We start from the raw sequence: 16634 nt of genomic DNA, 5'->3' as shown, positions 1-16634 counted from the left end.
CCGGTCATTCGGCCGGCTTGGCGGCCTCCACCGGCGCTTCCGTCGCGCCGCGCCGCGACAGCACCGCTTCGCGATAGGCGATGTAGCTGTTGGCGCCGAAGATGATGGCCGCGCCCAGGGCGGTGTAGCGATCCACGACTTCGCCGAACAGCACGAAGCCGAACACGGCCACCACCGGCAACTGCATGAAGCTGATCGGGGTGAGTGCGGACACGTCGCCAAGTTTCAGCGCGCGGGTCCAGAGCATGTGGCCGCTGGTCCCCAGCACCCCGGCCGCGACCACCCACAGCCAGGTGATGCCCTGCGGCCATTCCCAGACCAGCAGCGCCGGGACCAGGGACATCGGCACCCAGATCGCCGTGGTGAGTAGCACGATGCGATCGGCCGGCTCGGTCCAGGACAGCTGCTTGATCTGGATCGAGACGATGCCACTGAGCAGGGCCGCCGTTACCGCCACCAGCGTCGCGGCGGAAAAGTCGCCGGTGCCGGGACGCACGATCACCAGCACGCCGATGAAACCCAGCACCACCGCCGTCCAGCGCCGTGCCCGGACCTGCTCGTGCAGGAAGATCACCGCGGCGATGGTGACGAAGATCGGAGTGGAATACGAGAGCGATACCGCCTGCGCCAGCGGCAGGTTGCCGATCGCCCAGAAGCCGCAGAACATCGACACGACGCCGATCAGGCAGCGGATGAAATAGCGCGGCAGCTGGGTCGTCTTCAGCAGCCCGGGCCCATGCCGCAGCAGCAGCGGCAGCGCGGCCAGCAGGCCGAAGAAGTTGCGGAAGAACGCGATCTCGAAGGTATGCAGCGTCTGCGACGCGAGACGGATCGCCACGACCATCAGGGCGAAGAACATCGTGCTGCCGAGCATCAGCAGGGCGGCGCGCGTGTGCGGCGAGCGGGCGTCGGTCACCAAGGGCCTCCACCGGGAAACGGTTCCCGATCGAGTGGGACGCCCGGGAAGCGCAGCACGGGCCATGGCCCACGACGGCTTGGTGCCGGTGCGACCTGCTTCGCCCTACGGGTGCCCGGCATCACCAATCCGCGCCGATGATGCGCGGTTCCGGCTCGAGCGCGACGCCGAAACGGGCCTCGACGGACGCGGCGATGCGCCGGGCGAGGTCGAGCAGCTGCCGGCCGCTGGCGCTGCCGTGGTTGACCAGCACCAGTGCATGGTCCGCGGACACGCCAGCGTCGCCGTCGCGGTGGCCCTTCCAGCCGCAGGCGTCGATCAGCCACGCAGCCGAGAGCTTGCGCAGGCCGGTCACGCCGGATGCGTCGTGCAGCGCGGCATCGGCGGGAAACGGCGCGACCGGGAAGACCGGCAGGCCGGGATGGTCGCCGAGCAGCGCATCGGCGTGCGTCGCTGGGACGACCGGATTCTTGAAGAAGCTGCCGGCATTGCCGATCGCCGCCGGGTCGGGCAGCTTGCGGCGGCGGATGCGGGTCACCGCCTCCGAGACCTGCTTCGCCCCCGGCGTGTCGATCCCCATCGATTCCAGCTCGGCCGCGATGCCCGCGTAGTCCAGGTGCAGGGAGGGGGTGCGCGACAGCGCGAACTCGACCGCCAGCACGATCCATCGGTCCGGCTCGCGCTTGAACCGGCTGTCGCGATAGGCGAAGGCACAGTCGTCGGGATTGAGCCGGACCGGCATGGCGGTTTCGCGGTCCCAGGCCTCGACCGCGTGGATCCGGTCGCGCACCTCGACGCCATAGGCGCCGATGTTCTGGATCGGTGCGGCGCCAACCGTGCCCGGGATCAGGGACAGGTTTTCAAGGCCACACAAGCCCTGGGCGAGCGTCCACTGCACGCAGGCGTGCCAGTCCAGGCCAGCATCCGCCCGGACCACGACGCTGTCGCCTTGCTCTGAATGCAAGGCGATGCGCTGGTTGCGCAGGGCGAGGACCGTGCCGGCGGGATCGGCGGCGAACAGGAGGTTGCTGCCGCCGCCCAACACCAGCACCGGGCCAGCGGAAACCTCGGGCAGCGCCAGCGCTAGGGGCAAGGCGGCGGGGTCGTCGATCTCCAGCAGCAGGGGTGCTCGGGCGCCGATGCCGAAAGTGTTGCGCGAGCGCAGCCCGGCGTCGCGGCGCTGGCGGAATCCCGGGTTCATCGGCCAGGCCCAGTGGGCGTCGCGGGCGGTGCGCTCATCGGTTGGGCAGGTTGCCCCGGCTGGGGGCTTCCTTGCGGCGCCGGATGGCCTCCACGCAGTCGCCGATCAGCGACGGACCGCGGTAGACCAGGCCGGTGTAGCACTGCACGAGGCTCGCGCCTGCCGCCATCTTCTTGGCCGCGTCCGCTCCGGAAAGGATCCCGCCGACGCCGACCAGGGGGATGCTTTCCGGCAGCCGCGTGCGCAGCATCCGCAGCACGGCGGTGGACTTGTCCATCAGCGGCGCGCCCGAGAGCCCACCGGTTTCGCGGGCGCGGGGATCGTCCTGGACCGCGATGCGCGACACCGTGGTGTTGGTGGCGATCACGCCATCGACCTGCAGTTCGGTCAGCACCCGCGCTGCGGCGTCGATGTCGTCGTCGGACAGATCAGGCGCGACCTTGACCAGCATCGGCACGCGCTTTCCGTGCTGTGCACCGAGCCGTTCCTGCGCCTCGCGCAGGGTGCCGACCAGCTGCCGCAGCGCCTGCTCCTCCTGCAGCTCGCGCAGGCCGGCGGTGTTGGGCGAGGAGATGTTGACGGTGACGTAGTCGGCCAGCGGATAGACGCGCTCCAGGCAGAACAGGTAATCAGCGGCGGCCGATTCATTGGGCGTGGCCTTGTTCCTGCCGATGTTGATGCCGAGCAGGCCGCCGGTGTTGCGGCGGGCCCGCGACACGTTGCGCACCAGGGCTTCGACGCCGTCGTTGTTGAAACCCAGCCGGTTGATGACCGCGCGGTGGCGCGGCAGGCGGAACATCCGTGGCTTGGCGTTGCCTTCCTGCGGCTCCGGGGTCACGGTGCCGACTTCGATGAACCCGAACCCCAGCGCGAACAGGGCGTCGACGTAGGCCGCGTTCTTGTCCATTCCAGCAGCCAGCCCCACGGGGTTCGGGAACGTCAGGCCGAAGACCTTGGTGGGGAAGGGTACGGGCGGTCGACCCAGCAAGGGATTGAGTCCGCTGCGATAGGCGGCCTCCAGCGCCACGAGGCCGGCACCGTGGGCGCGTTCGGCGTCCAGGCCGAACAGGAACGGGCGCGCCAGGCCGTACACGCTTACTGGAAGGCCCCGAACCAGGCCAACCCGCCGAAGAACGCCAGGACCACGCCCAGCACGACCACGGCCGACGCCAGCGCCAGGTATCCCAGCACCAGGCCGGCCACCGCCATCCCGTCTCCCTGGGGTCGTTCCGCCGCGCGCCGGATCTCGCTGCGCGCCAGGTGCCCGGTGACGATGGCCACCAGGCCACCGACCACGGGCAGGAACGACCAGCCGAGGATGCCGAAGACGAGGCTGATGATGGCCAGGCTGTTGGTTTCAGGCGCTGCGTGGGACATCGACGTGCCTCGTCGGGGGCGGAGGAACTGGCCGGTTTACAGGTCGAACTTGATGCCCTGCGCCAGCGGCAACGCGTCGGAGTAGTTGATGGTATTGGTTTGGCGGCGCATGTAGGCCTTCCACGCATCCGAGCCGGATTCGCGGCCACCGCCGGTTTCCTTCTCGCCGCCGAACGCGCCACCGATCTCCGCGCCCGAGGTGCCGATATTGACGTTGGCGATGCCGCAGTCCGACCCCCATGCCGCCAGGAAGGCTTCTGACGCGCGCAGGTCGGTGGTGAAGATGGCCGAGGACAGCCCCTGCGGGACGTCGTTCTGCATGGCGATGGCGTCGTCGAGCTTGGAATACTTCATCACGTAGAGGATCGGCGCAAAGGTTTCGGTCTGGACCACGTCGGCGTCGTTGGACAGCCCGGTGATGATGGTCGGCAGCACGAAGTGGCCCTTGCGGTCGTCCAGCGCCTTGCCGCCGGTGGCCACCGTCCCGCCGGCGGCCTTGGCCTTCTCGACGGCCTCCAGGTAACCCTGCACCGCGTCGGCGCTGTTGAGCGGGCCCATCAGGTTGGCCGGGTCGGTCGGGTCGCCGATCTTGCCCTCGACCTGCTTGTAGGCGGCGACCAGCTTGGCCAGCACGTCGTCGTAGATGTCCTCGTGGATGAAGGCGCGGCGGGTGCTGGTGCAACGCTGGCCGGCGGTGCCGACGGCGCCGAAGACGATCGCCGGGATCGCGAGCTTCAGGTCCGCGGTCTTGTCCACGATCATCGCGTTGTTGCCGCCCAGTTCCAGCAGCGAGCGGCCCATGCGTTTGGCGACGCGCTCGCCGACCTGGCGGCCGACCTTGGTCGAACCGGTGAAGCTGACCAGCGCGATGCGCCTGTCGTCGACGAAGTCCTGCGCCAGATCGGTGCCGGCGTCATTGAACAGGAAGAACAGGTCCGGGAAGCCGGCCTTCTTCAGCGCCGCGTTGCAGATCTTGATGGAGGCAATCGCCGACAGCGGGGTCTTGGGCGAGGGCTTCCAGATGCAGATGTTGCCGCACACGGCGGCGACGAAGGCGTTCCAGGCCCACACCGCGACCGGGAAGTTGAAGGCGCTGATGATCCCGACCAGGCCGATGGGGTGCCACTGCTCGTACATGCGGTGGCCCGGTCGTTCGGAATGCATGGTCAGGCCGTAGAGCTGGCGCGACAGGCCAACGGCGAACTCGCCGATGTCGATCATCTCCTGCACCTCGCCGTCGCCCTCGGGCTTGGACTTGCCCATCTCGAGCGCCACCAGCGATCCCAGCGCGTCCTTGTTCTGCCGCAGGGCCTCGGCGCAGATGCGCACGGCCTCGCCGCGTCGCGGCGCCGGCGTCTTGCGCCAGACCTTGAACGCCGCCTGGGCACGCTCGACGATGCGCTCGTAGTCGGCCTTCGACGAGGCCTTCACCTCGGCCAGCACGCTGCCATCGGTGGGACTGGTGGGTTCCAGCACGCCGGCATCGGAGGTCGTCGACCACTCCCCGCTGCCGAGATAAGTGCCGGATTCCCGGTCGGTCAGGCCGAGGGCGGTGAGGACGGGGTGGGTCATTGCGAACTCCTTGCGATTTGAAGACGGGCGAAGCGGAACGGGCGGGACGGCGATGGGAACCGGGCGCCGCCGATGACGACGGCTGCCGCGGCAGGGCGGGCGCGTCACGATGAATGGCGCCCCCGGCGCGATTCGAACGCACGACCTTCCCCTTAGGAGGGGGACGCTCTATCCAGCTGAGCTACGGGGGCCGACCGGGCATTTTCTCACGCGCGGCGCGTCGAGGCCAAAAAACGGAACCGGCGCCTCGCGGCGCCGGCATCCTGCGGATCGGTGCGCATCCACGGGGGGATGCAACGCCGCCGTTGCCGGCGGATGGTGGAGCGGATGGGGATCGAACCCACGACCTTCGCGATGCGAACGCGACGCTCTCCCAGCTGAGCTACCGCCCCGTGTCCGGAGGACCGGAGGCCGTGGATTATACGGGCGGCCCCTCGGCGCCGCCAGCCGCGGGCCGGGCCCGCATGGCGATGCCGCGTCGGCGTGTGGCCCCGGCTCGCCGGGTTTCTCGTTTTCCAGGTAGTTCGCGGACCTATCGACCACGATCCCGGCCGAGCGCCCCCGCGAAGCGACGTGCGCGCCTTCCGGGGTATGCTCGGCGGGCCGCAGGGGATCCGCGGCACCCGTTCCGATCGGGAGCTTCCTGGCATGGCCGATGTCTTCGTGTCCTACGCCCGCGCCGACAAGGCTCGCGTCGCGCCGCTGGTCGCGGCGATCGAGGCCCGGGGCTGGTCGGTCTGGTGGGATCCGGAGATCTCGCCCGGGCAGGAATTCGACGACCAGATCGATGCCGCAATCGACGCCGCCAAGGCCTTGATGGTGGTCTGGACCCCGACCTCGGTGGTGTCCCGCTGGGTGCGGGGCGAGGCAAGGGAGGCGGCGGACCGCAACATCCTGGTACCGGTGCGCTTCGACAACGCGCGCCTGCCGATGGACGTGCGCGCCATCCACACCACGGACTTGGACGGCTGGAACGAGGATCCGGAAAGCCCGCAGGCGCAGGAGTTCCTGCAGGCGCTGGCGGCGATGATCGCCCGCGCCCCGAGCCATGCCGGTGGCGGCGCGCCCGACGCGGATGCCGGTGGCGGCAAGGCCTCCCCGTTGTTCACGATCTGCGTGCTGCCCTTCGCCAACATGAGCGGGGACCCGGAGCAGGAGTACTTCAGTGACGGCATCACCGAGGACATCATCACCGACCTGAGCAAGGTCTCCGCCCTGGGCATCGTCTCGCGCAACAGCGCGTTCATGTACAAGGGCAAGCACGTCGACGTTCCGAAGGTCGCGCGCGACCTCAAGGTCAGCCATGTCCTGGAAGGCAGCGTGCGCAAGGCGGGCGGCCGGGTGCGCATCAGCGCCCAGCTGGTCGACTGCGAGACCAACAACCATGTCTGGGCGGAGCGTTACGACCGCGATTCCAGCGACATCTTCGCGTTGCAGGACGAGATCTCGGAGGCGATCGTCAAGGCGCTCCGCCTGCGCCTGCTGCCGGAGGAGAAGAAGGCCATCGAGCGCCGCGGCACGGACAATGCCGAGGCGCACAACCTCTACCTGATGGCTCGGCAGACCCTGGTCACCGGGCAGGAGTACGACGCCCGGGCGGCCGAGGCGATCATCCGCATCTGCGCCCATGCCACCGAGATCGACCCCGGCTACGCCCAGGCGTGGGCGCTGATGGCCATCGGCTACAAGAACCTGCGCGACGCGCAGGGCGGGCGCTCCAACGACGGCATGAAGGCGGTGGAGCGTGCACTGGAGCTGGACCCGGACCTGGCCGAGGCGCATGCGGTCAAGGCGCAGATCCTGCTCCTGGATGGCGATCCCAAGGCCGCTGCGGCGGAAGTCGCGAGTGCGCTTCGGTTGAACCCCGAGTCCTACGAGGTCAATCGGTCGGCCGGGCGCCTGAGCTACCAGATGCACCAGCACGAAGACGCCATCCGTTACTACGAAAAGGCGGCCGGACTGATGGAGGCGGACATCAACTCGGCCTCGATGCTGACCAGCTGCTACACCGCGTTGGGCGACATGGCGGGCGCACGGCGGGCGGCGGCGCAGGCGCTCAAGCGCGCGGAGGTCATCCTCACGCACGATCCCAACAACTCGCTGGTGACCGGCTACAGCGCCTATGCGCTGGCCGCGCTGGGTGAAGGCGAGCGCGCCAAGTCGCGCATGACGCGTGCGCTGCTCATCGATCCGGGAAACTTCAACATGCGCTACAACTTCGGTTGCGCGCTGTGCGTCTTCCTCAAGGACAAGGAAGCGGCGCTGGACATGCTCGGACCGGTGTTCGAGACGATCACGGATACCTTCCTGCCGTATGCCAAGGCGGACCCGGACATCGAGATCCTGCGTGCGGAGCCGCGCTACCAGGCCATGGTGGCCGAGGCGGAAGAACGGTTGAAGCAGGAGAGTGGCGCAGTCCTCGCAACGGCCCGCTGAGTCGCCTGGCCGGGTCCGATCAAGGCACGAATCCAACCCGGTGGGATTCAAACCTTGCGGGCGTGTGCACCGGGGTTGCGTGATCGTCCTACTGCCCGGGTCGCGCTTCCCTCAAGGCATTCCACCGTTGCCAGTTCGCTTCCCGACCCTGCTCCCACCGCGGATCGGATTGCAGCCGTCTCAAGAAAGGCGAGTACCGGGTGTTGTACAGGGCCAGCCATGAGTCGCGGTCGGCGACCGGGTCGCCTGCGCGGGCCCGCGCGACCTCCAGCCAGTCGAAGGCTGCGTCCGGATCCTCCAGGAGGGCGTGGATCTCGGATAGCTGGATGGCAGCCTCCACGTTTTTCGGCGAATCGAACCGGGCGAATATCCGCGATGCGCCGACGTCGCCCGCGCGCGCGCGCGCGACCACAATGGCCTGGTCCCGAAGCTTCCCCGGCGGCATGCGGCCGGCGATCTGCAAGGCTTCGTCGAACCTGCCCTCCAGCAATGTGATCGTCAGCAAGTGATCGTCGAGACGACTGACGTTGCCCGGGAAGAGCGGCCGAGTGTCCCGGATCTCCGCCCTCGCATCCACCAGCCGGTCGGCAGCGAGGAGGTAGAGGATCAACGCGTCGCGATACATGAATGACAACGGGTCGCCCGCGATCGCCTTGCGTTGCAGGGCGATCGCCTGTTCCAGCTTGCCCTCCTCCTCGGCCACCGTCGCCCGCATGGAGAGGATGAACGGATCGTCCGGCTCGAGGGCGAATGCCTTCCGGTAATACGGGATGGCCTTCGGCCGCTCATGGATGTCCCGGTAGTAGTGGCCCAAGCGGATATAGGCCTCGGCCGAGGTTGGATCCAGCGCGATGGCTCGCTCAGCGGCGCGCTTGAGCTGCACTTCCGACGCGGACCTGTCGGCTCCCGGCTCGTAGGCATGCACCCGCCACGCACCCGCCAGGCCGGCCCAAGCCCTGGCGAAGCCGGGATGGAGACGGATCGCCTGTCCGAATTGCCGCAGGGCACGGGCAACGTCTCCGTCTCCCCGCCGATTGAAGAAAAAGCGGCCCTTCAGGTAGGCCTCGTAGGCACTTTCGTCGATTCTGGCTGCACTCCCGCTCGCCGGCACCGCTAGGCGCTTCTCCAGGGCAGCCGCTACGGCTCCCGCGATGTCGTCCTGGACGCCTAGGACATCCTCCAGCGTGCGGTCGTAGGTCTGCGACCAGAGGTGGGAGCTGTCCTCGGCGCGGATCAACTGGGCGGTGATCCGGACGTCGTTGCCGGTGCGCCGGACACTGCCCTCCAGGACATGGTCGACGCCCAGTGTCCCGGCGATCTCGTCGATGCCGGCCTGCTTGCCCTTGAAGGCGAACGAGGAGGTCCTTGCGATCACGCGCAGGTCCCGAATCGCTGCCAGCCGGTTCAGGATCTCTTCCGAGATGCCATCTGCGAACCAGGCCTGGTCGCCCCGTGGGCTCATGTCGACGAAGGGCAGGACGGCGATGCTGGTGGGGTCGGCTCCCTTGTTTGCGATGGCTGCCGGTCCGTGATTGCCGCGATCGTCACCACGCCACCAAAGCGCCAGCAGGAGGACTGCCAGCAGCACCAGCAGCAGGTGGCGACGCCTGTGGGTGGGGGGGCGGCGGATGCCTAAGACTTCGTGCGCCGGCGTTACCACCTGCGGCACCGGGCCGGGGCCCTGGACCGCGCCTTCGAAGATGTAGCCGCGTCGCGGCACGGTGCGGATCAGGCTGTGGTCGTGGTCGTCGAGCGCCTGGCGGATCTCCATCAGGCACTGGGTCACCGAGTCCTCCGTGACCACCACCGGGCTCCAGACCGCGTCGAGCAATTCGTCCTTGCCGACCAGCCGGCCATGCTGCTCGACGAGGTAGCGCAGGACCTCGAAGGCCTTGGGACGCAGCTTCAGTTCCTCGCCGGCCCGCAGAACGGCGCCGCGCTCGAGGTCGAGCGTGAAATCGCCGAAGCGGTAGACGTGGTGCTCCAGTTCGGAGGTCGGCATGCCGTGTCCCTGTCGTTGACCTGCCCAGGAGAGCCGCTTTCGCCCAAATTTGATTGTTTTTAGACGAATTCCGGCCGCTTGTCTCGTTACTTGCAACGCTGACCGGGGCTAGCGTGGGCCAACCGGAGCCCTGCGCCGCGTCCCCATGGCGCGATCGGGCCGGAAGCGAGCTTCACGACAGCCGTCGTGGAAGCGAACCCGTCATTTCACTCGAGGATTAATGCCATGAAAAGTCTGACCCAGCCCCGGCAAAAAATGCACCCGACGCTGGCCCGTCTCCCTGCCGCTCTGCTAGGGCTCGCCATTGCCCTGAGTGCATCCGGGGAGGCCTTCGCTGGCAGCCAGAGCACTACCACCGACGCATTCTGGCTCTGGAATCCCGCTGCAATCGTTGGCGATGCCAAGCTGGTGCGCACCGAAACCGGTGTCAGCGCCCGCTGGAGCAGCCTGGGTCTGCCCAAGGGCAGTGCCGTGACGCTCTGGTTCGTCGTGTTCAACAACCCGGCCGAGTGCGCCACCACGCCCTGCGGTGCCCCGGACCTGTTCAACCCCGCAGTACAAGGGGATTTCCTGTTGGGTGGGGGCCATGTGATCGGTGCAAACGGCATGGCCAATTTCGGTGGGCACCTGTCGCTCGGCGATGCGAGCGGTTCCGGCCACATCGAGATCGGCTTCCCCGGCCTGGCAGTCGGCCTGACCAACCCTTACGGGGCTGAAGTCCATCTGCTCCTGCACAGCCACGGTCCCGCGAAGACGGGCCAGATGCTGAAGAGCCAGATCAGTTCGTTCCTGGGCGGTTGCACCACTTTCCTCGGACCGGATGGGTTCGCGGCGGGACCCGGCGACGTTCCGGACGAGGATGGCGAGTGCTCCACCATCCAGGCCTCGATCCACATGCCGTAGGGGAGGGTGCGATCCGCGCGCCGGCCGGTCTGCGACCCGGCATCGCCCTGCATCGCGGCGATGCCCGGCCGGCCTGCCCATGCAGTCGCCATCCCGATGCACCTCGGTCGCGGGAGTGCTTGCGGGAATGATTCGGCCTTGCACCGGTTCCTTGCGTCGAGGGCGCAGCTCGGGGGGCCGCAGGCGGTCGGCGTGCGACATGGCGACGGGAGTCGGAGGCCAGGGGAGACAGATCGGCCGCTTGGCCCGGGACGGCTTGGCTGCCCAGTTCCTGGATGCGGGTGATCACTGAGCCGCTCGTCCGCCACCCGTCGTGGATGAGTCCAGCCGACAACAGGTCACCATGGGGGGTGCGATGGATGCGAACAGGAAATCCCGCAAACACCACTGGGTCGTCGCGCTTGCCTTGGCCTTGCCGCTGAGTGCTTGGGCGCTGTGGCACCTGCCGGCCTTGCTCGGCGCTTCATCGGAAAACATGGAGGCCGCGACAGGGATTGTCGCCAGCCTCGCACCGGCCACACCCGGCGCGCGTACCGCCAACGAAGTTGCGCTCATCGGCGATGGTCCCGCCTTGGGCATGCACCTTGAAGAGGCGGACATCGCCGCGGGCCGGATCGGGTTCGACGACGTGCTCGCGCATGGCGAGCAGCTGTTCACGGCGAAGTTCAACCGCTTCGATGGCCAGGGGAGGCCGGCCGCCACGGGCACGGGCGTGCTCCGTGATCCCGAGGGGCAACCGGTGTTCCTGCGCACGTCCGGCCCCGACGCCAACGCTTGCTCGGGCTGCCACAACGACCCGTTCATCGGCGGCGCCGGCGAAGTCGTCGCGAATGTCTTCGTACTTGCGCAAGCGCTCGAACCGGTGACCGAGTCGGTCTCGCCCGACTTCAGCAACGAGCGCAATACCCTGGGCATGCAGGGCAGCGGCGCGATCGAGATGCTGGCGCGGGAAATGAGCGGGCAACTGCACGCCGCGCGGTTGCATGCCCTGGCCCGCGCGCAAGCGACGGGGCTTCCGGTCCGAACGGGCCTGCTCGCCAACGGAATCTCCTTCGGCGCCCTCACCGCGCGGCCCGATGGCAGCCTGGACACCAGCGAAGTGGCCGGCGTGGATGCGGACCTCGTGGTCCGTCCCTTCCACCAGAAAGGCGCCGTGGTGTCCCTGCGGGAATTCAGCAACAACGCGATGAACCACCACCATGGCATGCAGTCGGTGGAACGCTTCGGAACCGCGCGCACGGGCAGCGACGACCACGATGCGGACGGCATCCCCGACGAGCTGAGCGTCGGCGACATCACGGCGCTGACCCTGTACCAGGCGGCGCTGGCGACGCCCGGGCAGGTCTTTCCCGATGCCTTCGAGGCGAGGCGTGCGGTGTTGCAGGGCGAAAGGAGCTTCGACGCGATCGGCTGCAGCGGATGCCACGTACCGGCCATGACGCTGCGCAGCCGCTTGTTCACCGAGCCCAACCCGTTCAATCCGCCGGGGAACCTGCGGCCGGAAGACGTGGACCGAGGGCATGCCTTCGACCTGACGCGGCAGGGGGAGCTTCCTCGCCTCGAGGCCACGCGCGGCGGCGGCGCCGTGGTGCGCGCCTACACCGACCTGAAGCGCCACGATCTCTGCGACGACGACATCCGCCACTACTGCAACGAGCGGGTGAAGCAGGCCGGCATCGCAACGGAACTGTTCCTGACCCGCAAGCTCTGGGACGTCGGCAACTCAGCGCCGTACGGACACCGGGGCGACCTGACCACGCTCACCGACGCCATCCTTGCCCACGGCGGCGAAGCCCGTGCCGTGCGCGAGGCCTACCGGGCACTGCCGCCAGGACAGCAGGCGGCGGTGGTCGAATTCCTCAAGTCCTTGCAGATGCTCCCACCGGGAACCCGATCGCTGGTGGTGGATTCACGCTATCGCCCGCTCAACAAGGATGCGCTGGCGCAGGCGCTCGGACCCTGAGCAACGGGTCGGCGACAGAGGCAAGCCGGGTCATCTCACTGGTCGGCCGTGTCGGCCTCCAGCAAGGGTGCGAGCGCCGTCTCCAGCTCCGCGCGGCGCCAACCATCGAGCATGTCGGGCCAGGCGTCGCCTTCGCCTCCGCGGGCGAGCAGGGCCTGCAGCCAGCGTCGCGAGGCCAGGACGCCATCCGGAAGCGCGAGCTCACGGCTCCGTTCCGCGACCGCATCCTGCAGCCGGCGGAGGGCCTGCTTGTCACGGTCTTCGTCCCGTGGGGCGGGGGCCTCGGCTTCATCGTCCAGAGGCGTGGTCATTGCGCGCCACACCAGGTCGGCGAGCCGGCGTGGGGCCTTGGGATGGGCATCGAGCTGGCGCTGCAGTCCGGCTTCATCGATTGGCGGATCGCGGGCCAGCAACGTCGCCAGTTCGTTGTCGAGGATCCAGGTGCGTGGGCGGTCGTTGTCCCGTGCGTAGGCATCGCGCCAGCGCAGCAGCCGGAGCAGGCGCCGCCGCGCCTGCGGGTCGAGGTAGCGCGTGGTCCGGAGCGCCAGGTGCGGCCAGCGTTCCAGTTCGTCTTCGCGGGCGTTGGCGACCATGCGCGCGCAGTCCTCCTCGCACCACGCCAGCCGGTCCAGTGCATCCAGCTTTCCTGCCAGGGCATCATGCAGCGCGAACAGGTGGCGAACGTCGTCGGCCGCGTATTGCAGTTGCGATGGCGACAGCGGGCGGCGCAACCAGTCCGAGCGGGTTTCGCCCTTTTCGAGCACGACATCAAGCGTTTCCGAAACCAGTTTCTGGTAGCCGATGCCCGCGCCCACGCCGGCCAGCGCGGCGGCGACCTGGGTGTCGAACAGCGGTGACGGCACCACGCCGCACGCGTGCTTGAAGGCGACGAGGTCCTCGCTGGCGCTGTGCATCACCTTGAGGATGCGAGGGTCGGTCAGGATCGGCGCCAGCGCCGCGGGCATCCCGGGGGCGAGCGGGTCGACCAGCAGCACGGCTCCGCCGACGGCGATCTGCACCAGGGCCAGCTGCGGCCAGTACGTGCGCTCGCGGATGAATTCGGTGTCCAGCCCGATCCGCGCGGGCGTGGCCTCGAAGTGCGCGCTGAGCGCGTCGGGGGTGGAAATCCAGAGGTGGTCTTGGTCGTTCATCGTGGCCAGCGTAACGGCGCCGGGTCGCGGCAGGCAAACCGGAAAGCCTGCGCCGGCGCAAGACGGGCGCGCCACGACGCCATGCGCGCAGCCAGCGCGCCATGTCGTACCCTTGCCGCCATGGTGCGACCAACGACATCGCCAGGCAGCGGGACGCGGCTCGCCACGGCCCTGCTGCTGGCGTTGTCGGCCGCGTGCATCGGCTGCGCACGCGACGCCGAGACACCCGCGATGCCAGCCGACCCGGAACCACTGGCCCGCGCGCAGGATGGCAGCGTCAGCATCAGTGGCGACGATCGCATCGCGGCCACCCTGACTTGGCGGCCGCCCAAGGTGGAGATCGACGAGGCGGGCGTGGATGCCGTGCGCAGGCGCGCCGACACGGCATTGGCGGAGGGCCGGCTGCACGAGGACGCCGACTCGGCCATCCCGTTGTACTTGGCCATCCTTGGCGAAGACCCGGGTGACGAAAGTGCCGAGCTGGGCTTGCAGCGAGCGGTGGCGCAGGTGATCGCCGAGGGACGCGCGGCGCTGGCGCGCGCGGACGACGAATTCGAAGCGCTGCGCGACGCCCATGCCAAGGCCGCGGTCGCGCGAAGCGTGGCGCCCGACGCTGCGGCCACGACGGCCTACCTGTCGGAAGTCGATGTCGCCGACCAGTTGTGGGATCTCAACCGCGAGGCCGAAGAGGACTTGCGGGCCGGTCGCTACGGCGAAACAGGGAACGGCGCGCTCCCCGCGATCCGCCAGGCCCTTGCGCTGCGCCCCGGCCAGCCGCGCGCCATGCAGACCCTGGCGGCGGTGGAGAGCGGCCTGATCCGCCGGGCGGAAGACGCCGCGCGCGAGGGTGATTTCGACGAGGCCCGGACCTGGCTGGACCACGCCGCGAAAGTGCGCCCCGGGAGCGAGACCAACGACGACGCCGAGGCACGGGTCGCGACTATGCGCGCCGCCCGGATCTCGCGCCTTCGCGACGCGGGCATCGCGGCGCTGGGCCAGTTCAACGGGATCGCGCGGGCCCGCGAACACCTTGCCTCGATGCTGGCGATCGCCGAACCGGGCGATCCGGCGGTGGCCGAGCTGCGCGACCGGATCGAACTGGCCGTGCACTACGGCCTGTTCCGGCCAGGCCAGGTCTTCACCGACGCGATGGAGAGCGGCGCGCGTGGTCCGCAGATGATCGTCGTGCCGCACGGGGCCTTCGCGATGGGTGCCCGGGTCGACGACGAAGACGCCGAGCCCAGCGAGAAGCCACGACGCAACATCCGTTTCGACCGGGGCTTCGCGATCTCCGTGCATGAAGTCAGCGTGGCCGAATTCGGGCGTTTCGTCGCCGCGACCGGCCGCGACACCCGCGCCGGGCGGCGCGGTTACTCGATGGCCTATGACGAACGAAGTGGCAACTTCATCCGGCGCAGCGGCGTGGACTGGCGCTCGGACTACGCCGGCGGCGCGCGCGCTCCGGCCACATCGCCGGTCGTTCATGTCAGCGCGCGCGATGCGCAGGCCTACGTCGAATGGCTGGCGCAGGAGAGCGGCCAGCGCTACCGGTTGCCCAGCGAGGCCGAGTTCGAGTACGTGCTGCGCGCGGGTCGCGACGCGATCTATCCCTGGGGCGACCAGGGGCCCCAGGACGGAGCGGGCAATTTCACCGGCGGACTGGACCGTTCGCCCGGCGGCCGCAGCTGGAGCAATGCCTTCCCCGGTTACGGGGACGGCCATTGGGGTCCCGCGAGCGTGGGCAGTTTCCGCGCCAATCCGTGGGGCGTGCACGACCTGTCGGGCAACGTCAGCGAGTGGGTTACCGATTGCTGGCACGAAAGTTACCGGCGGGCCCCGCAAAGCGGCGCGGCCTGGGTCAACCCGGGATGCCGCACGCAGGTGATCCGCGGCGGATCCTGGGCAAGCTCCCCCGCGCAGACCCGGGCCTCCTGGCGGGCGCCGGCGCAGGTCGATGTGACCAATGCGCGGATCGGCTTCCGCGTGGTGCGTGAGATCTGAGTCCGTGCGTGGCCAACCATCCGGCCCGCCTGCGCACGGCTTTCACGCTGCAGCCTCCATGGTAGCCAGCGAGGCCCGGCCCGGGTCCCGGGAGCAGGCGAGAGGAGCCAAGCGATGAGACAGGATCCATTCGGCCGGACTGCGGCCGCCCGGCCCGCCGGCGCACGCCGCCGCGGCTTCAGCCCGCGCATGTTGATCCTGGTGCTGTTCGCGGGATATGCGGTCTTCTATTACTTCTCCAACCGCACGGTCGATCCGTACACCGGCGAGAAGGTGCTGATCGACAAGAGCCTGTCGGCCGAGGACGAGGAAGCCCTGGGCCTGCAGGCCTATCGGGAGATCCTGTCGCAGGAACGCCCCATCGATCCGAACAGCGAAGTCGCCGGGCAGATCCAGGAGATCGCGCGGCGCCTGGTCGACAAGATCGACGAGGTGGAGGGGGCGTTGGCCGCCGAGCGGGGATTGCAGCCGCAGTACTTCGCCGAGGAGTTCAACTGGGAAGTCAGCGTGCTCGATTCCGACCAGGTCAATGCCTTCGCGCTGCCCGGCGGCAAGATGGCGGTCTACACCGGCCTGGTGCCCGTGGCGCAGAATGCCGACGCCATGGCCGCGGTCATGGGGCACGAGATCGCCCACGCGCTGCTGCGCCACGGTGCGCAGCGAATGACCGAGCAGAAGCTGGTGCAGATCGGCCAGATGGCCGGCGCGGCGAGCGGCATGGATGCCGGGCAGATGCAGACGGTCATGGCGATCTACGGTTACGGTCGGGCGCTGCCCTATGCGCGCAAGCACGAGACCGAAGCCGACGAAGTCGGATTGATGCTGATGGCCGCCGCCTGCTTCGACCCACGGGAGTCGGTGCCCTTGTGGGAGCGCATGAGCCAGGCCAGTGGCGGGCAGGCGCCGCCCGAGTTCGCTTCCACGCATCCCAACCCGGGCACCCGCATCGCGCACCTGCAGGAGCTGATGCCCAAGGCGCAGCAGTACCGGGAGCAGTTCTGCAGGCAGTAGCGATGGGTCGCGGCGGGCGAGTCGTGCTGTAGCCGCCCGTCGGCGGCGCATCGGCGGTCACCCGATCCCCGTGGCGCATCCGCGACTTCAGCGTCCGCGCC

At 68.9% G+C, this 16634-nt stretch carries 12 protein-coding genes and 2 tRNA genes; 5 read left to right on the top strand and 9 right to left on the bottom strand.

The genetic code is table 11. The features are described from left to right. Positions 1 to 4 precede the first annotated feature (4 nt). From ABD970_RS10905 to ABD970_RS10875, 7 genes are all read right to left on the bottom strand, one after another. Positions 5 to 874 (bottom strand): DMT family transporter, encoded by an 870-nt coding sequence (locus ABD970_RS10905; protein WP_486346771.1) that lies wholly within the window; start codon positions 872 to 874, stop codon positions 5 to 7. Between the two features lie 163 nt (positions 875 to 1037). Beyond that, positions 1038 to 2117 (bottom strand): UDP-N-acetylmuramate dehydrogenase, encoded by a 1080-nt coding sequence (gene murB, locus ABD970_RS10900; RefSeq protein ID WP_345295488.1) that lies wholly within the window; start codon positions 2115 to 2117, stop codon positions 1038 to 1040. Positions 2118 to 2151: 34 nt separating this feature from the next. Then, positions 2152 to 3210 carry a quinone-dependent dihydroorotate dehydrogenase gene (locus ABD970_RS10895; protein WP_345295487.1) on the bottom strand — a complete coding sequence of 353 codons (1059 nt, stop codon included), beginning with the start codon at positions 3208 to 3210 and terminating at the stop codon, positions 2152 to 2154. A 2-nt stretch (positions 3211 to 3212) separates the two neighbouring features. Next, positions 3213 to 3494 carry a DUF4190 domain-containing protein gene (locus tag ABD970_RS10890; RefSeq protein WP_345295486.1) on the bottom strand — a complete coding sequence of 94 codons (282 nt, stop codon included), beginning with the start codon at positions 3492 to 3494 and terminating at the stop codon, positions 3213 to 3215. 36 nt (positions 3495 to 3530) lie between these two features. Then, positions 3531 to 5066, bottom strand: coding sequence for an L-piperidine-6-carboxylate dehydrogenase (gene amaB, locus ABD970_RS10885; protein WP_345295485.1), 1536 nt, complete (start codon positions 5064 to 5066; stop codon positions 3531 to 3533). Positions 5067 to 5180: 114 nt separating this feature from the next. Beyond that, positions 5181 to 5257, bottom strand: a tRNA-Arg gene (locus ABD970_RS10880). A gap of 125 nt (positions 5258 to 5382) precedes the next feature. Continuing rightward, positions 5383 to 5458: transfer RNA gene (locus ABD970_RS10875), tRNA-Ala, on the bottom strand. A 256-nt stretch (positions 5459 to 5714) separates the two neighbouring features. On the opposite strand from ABD970_RS10875, the gene ABD970_RS10870 reads away from it, so the two are divergent. Beyond that, on the top strand, positions 5715 to 7502 hold the full coding sequence (locus ABD970_RS10870; RefSeq protein ID WP_345295484.1) for a TIR domain-containing protein: 1788 nt from the start codon (positions 5715 to 5717) through the stop codon (positions 7500 to 7502). 88 nt (positions 7503 to 7590) lie between these two features. Here ABD970_RS10870 and ABD970_RS10865 read toward each other — a convergent pair whose 3' ends face one another. Next, positions 7591 to 9504 carry a winged helix-turn-helix domain-containing protein gene (locus tag ABD970_RS10865; protein ID WP_345295483.1) on the bottom strand — a complete coding sequence of 638 codons (1914 nt, stop codon included), beginning with the start codon at positions 9502 to 9504 and terminating at the stop codon, positions 7591 to 7593. 225 nt (positions 9505 to 9729) lie between these two features. Between ABD970_RS10865 and ABD970_RS10860 the strand changes: the two genes are divergently transcribed. Then, positions 9730 to 10407 (top strand): hypothetical protein, encoded by a 678-nt coding sequence (locus tag ABD970_RS10860; RefSeq protein ID WP_345295482.1) that lies wholly within the window; start codon positions 9730 to 9732, stop codon positions 10405 to 10407. A gap of 475 nt (positions 10408 to 10882) precedes the next feature. Continuing rightward, complete coding sequence (locus ABD970_RS10855) at positions 10883 to 12370, top strand: di-heme oxidoredictase family protein (protein WP_425563084.1); 1488 nt, start codon at positions 10883 to 10885, stop codon at positions 12368 to 12370. A 35-nt stretch (positions 12371 to 12405) separates the two neighbouring features. Here ABD970_RS10855 and rnd read toward each other — a convergent pair whose 3' ends face one another. Then, positions 12406 to 13521, bottom strand: a complete 1116-nt coding sequence (gene rnd, locus ABD970_RS10850; RefSeq protein ID WP_345295480.1) for a ribonuclease D — start codon at positions 13519 to 13521, stop codon at positions 12406 to 12408. 120 nt (positions 13522 to 13641) lie between these two features. On the opposite strand from rnd, the gene ABD970_RS10845 reads away from it, so the two are divergent. Together ABD970_RS10845 and ABD970_RS10840 are read left to right on the top strand one after the other, a co-directional pair. Next, positions 13642 to 15522, top strand: coding sequence for an SUMF1/EgtB/PvdO family nonheme iron enzyme (locus ABD970_RS10845; protein WP_345295479.1), 1881 nt, complete (start codon positions 13642 to 13644; stop codon positions 15520 to 15522). 114 nt (positions 15523 to 15636) lie between these two features. After that, positions 15637 to 16533, top strand: coding sequence for a M48 family metallopeptidase (locus ABD970_RS10840; RefSeq protein ID WP_345295478.1), 897 nt, complete (start codon positions 15637 to 15639; stop codon positions 16531 to 16533). Positions 16534 to 16634: the final 101 nt, after the last annotated feature.

The sequence above is a fragment of the Luteimonas vadosa genome, assembly GCF_039543545.1.
GTDB lineage: Bacteria > Pseudomonadota > Gammaproteobacteria > Xanthomonadales > Xanthomonadaceae > Luteimonas > Luteimonas vadosa.
Note: the sequence above shows the minus strand (reverse complement) of the source record. Positions and strands in the feature narration are given on the sequence as shown.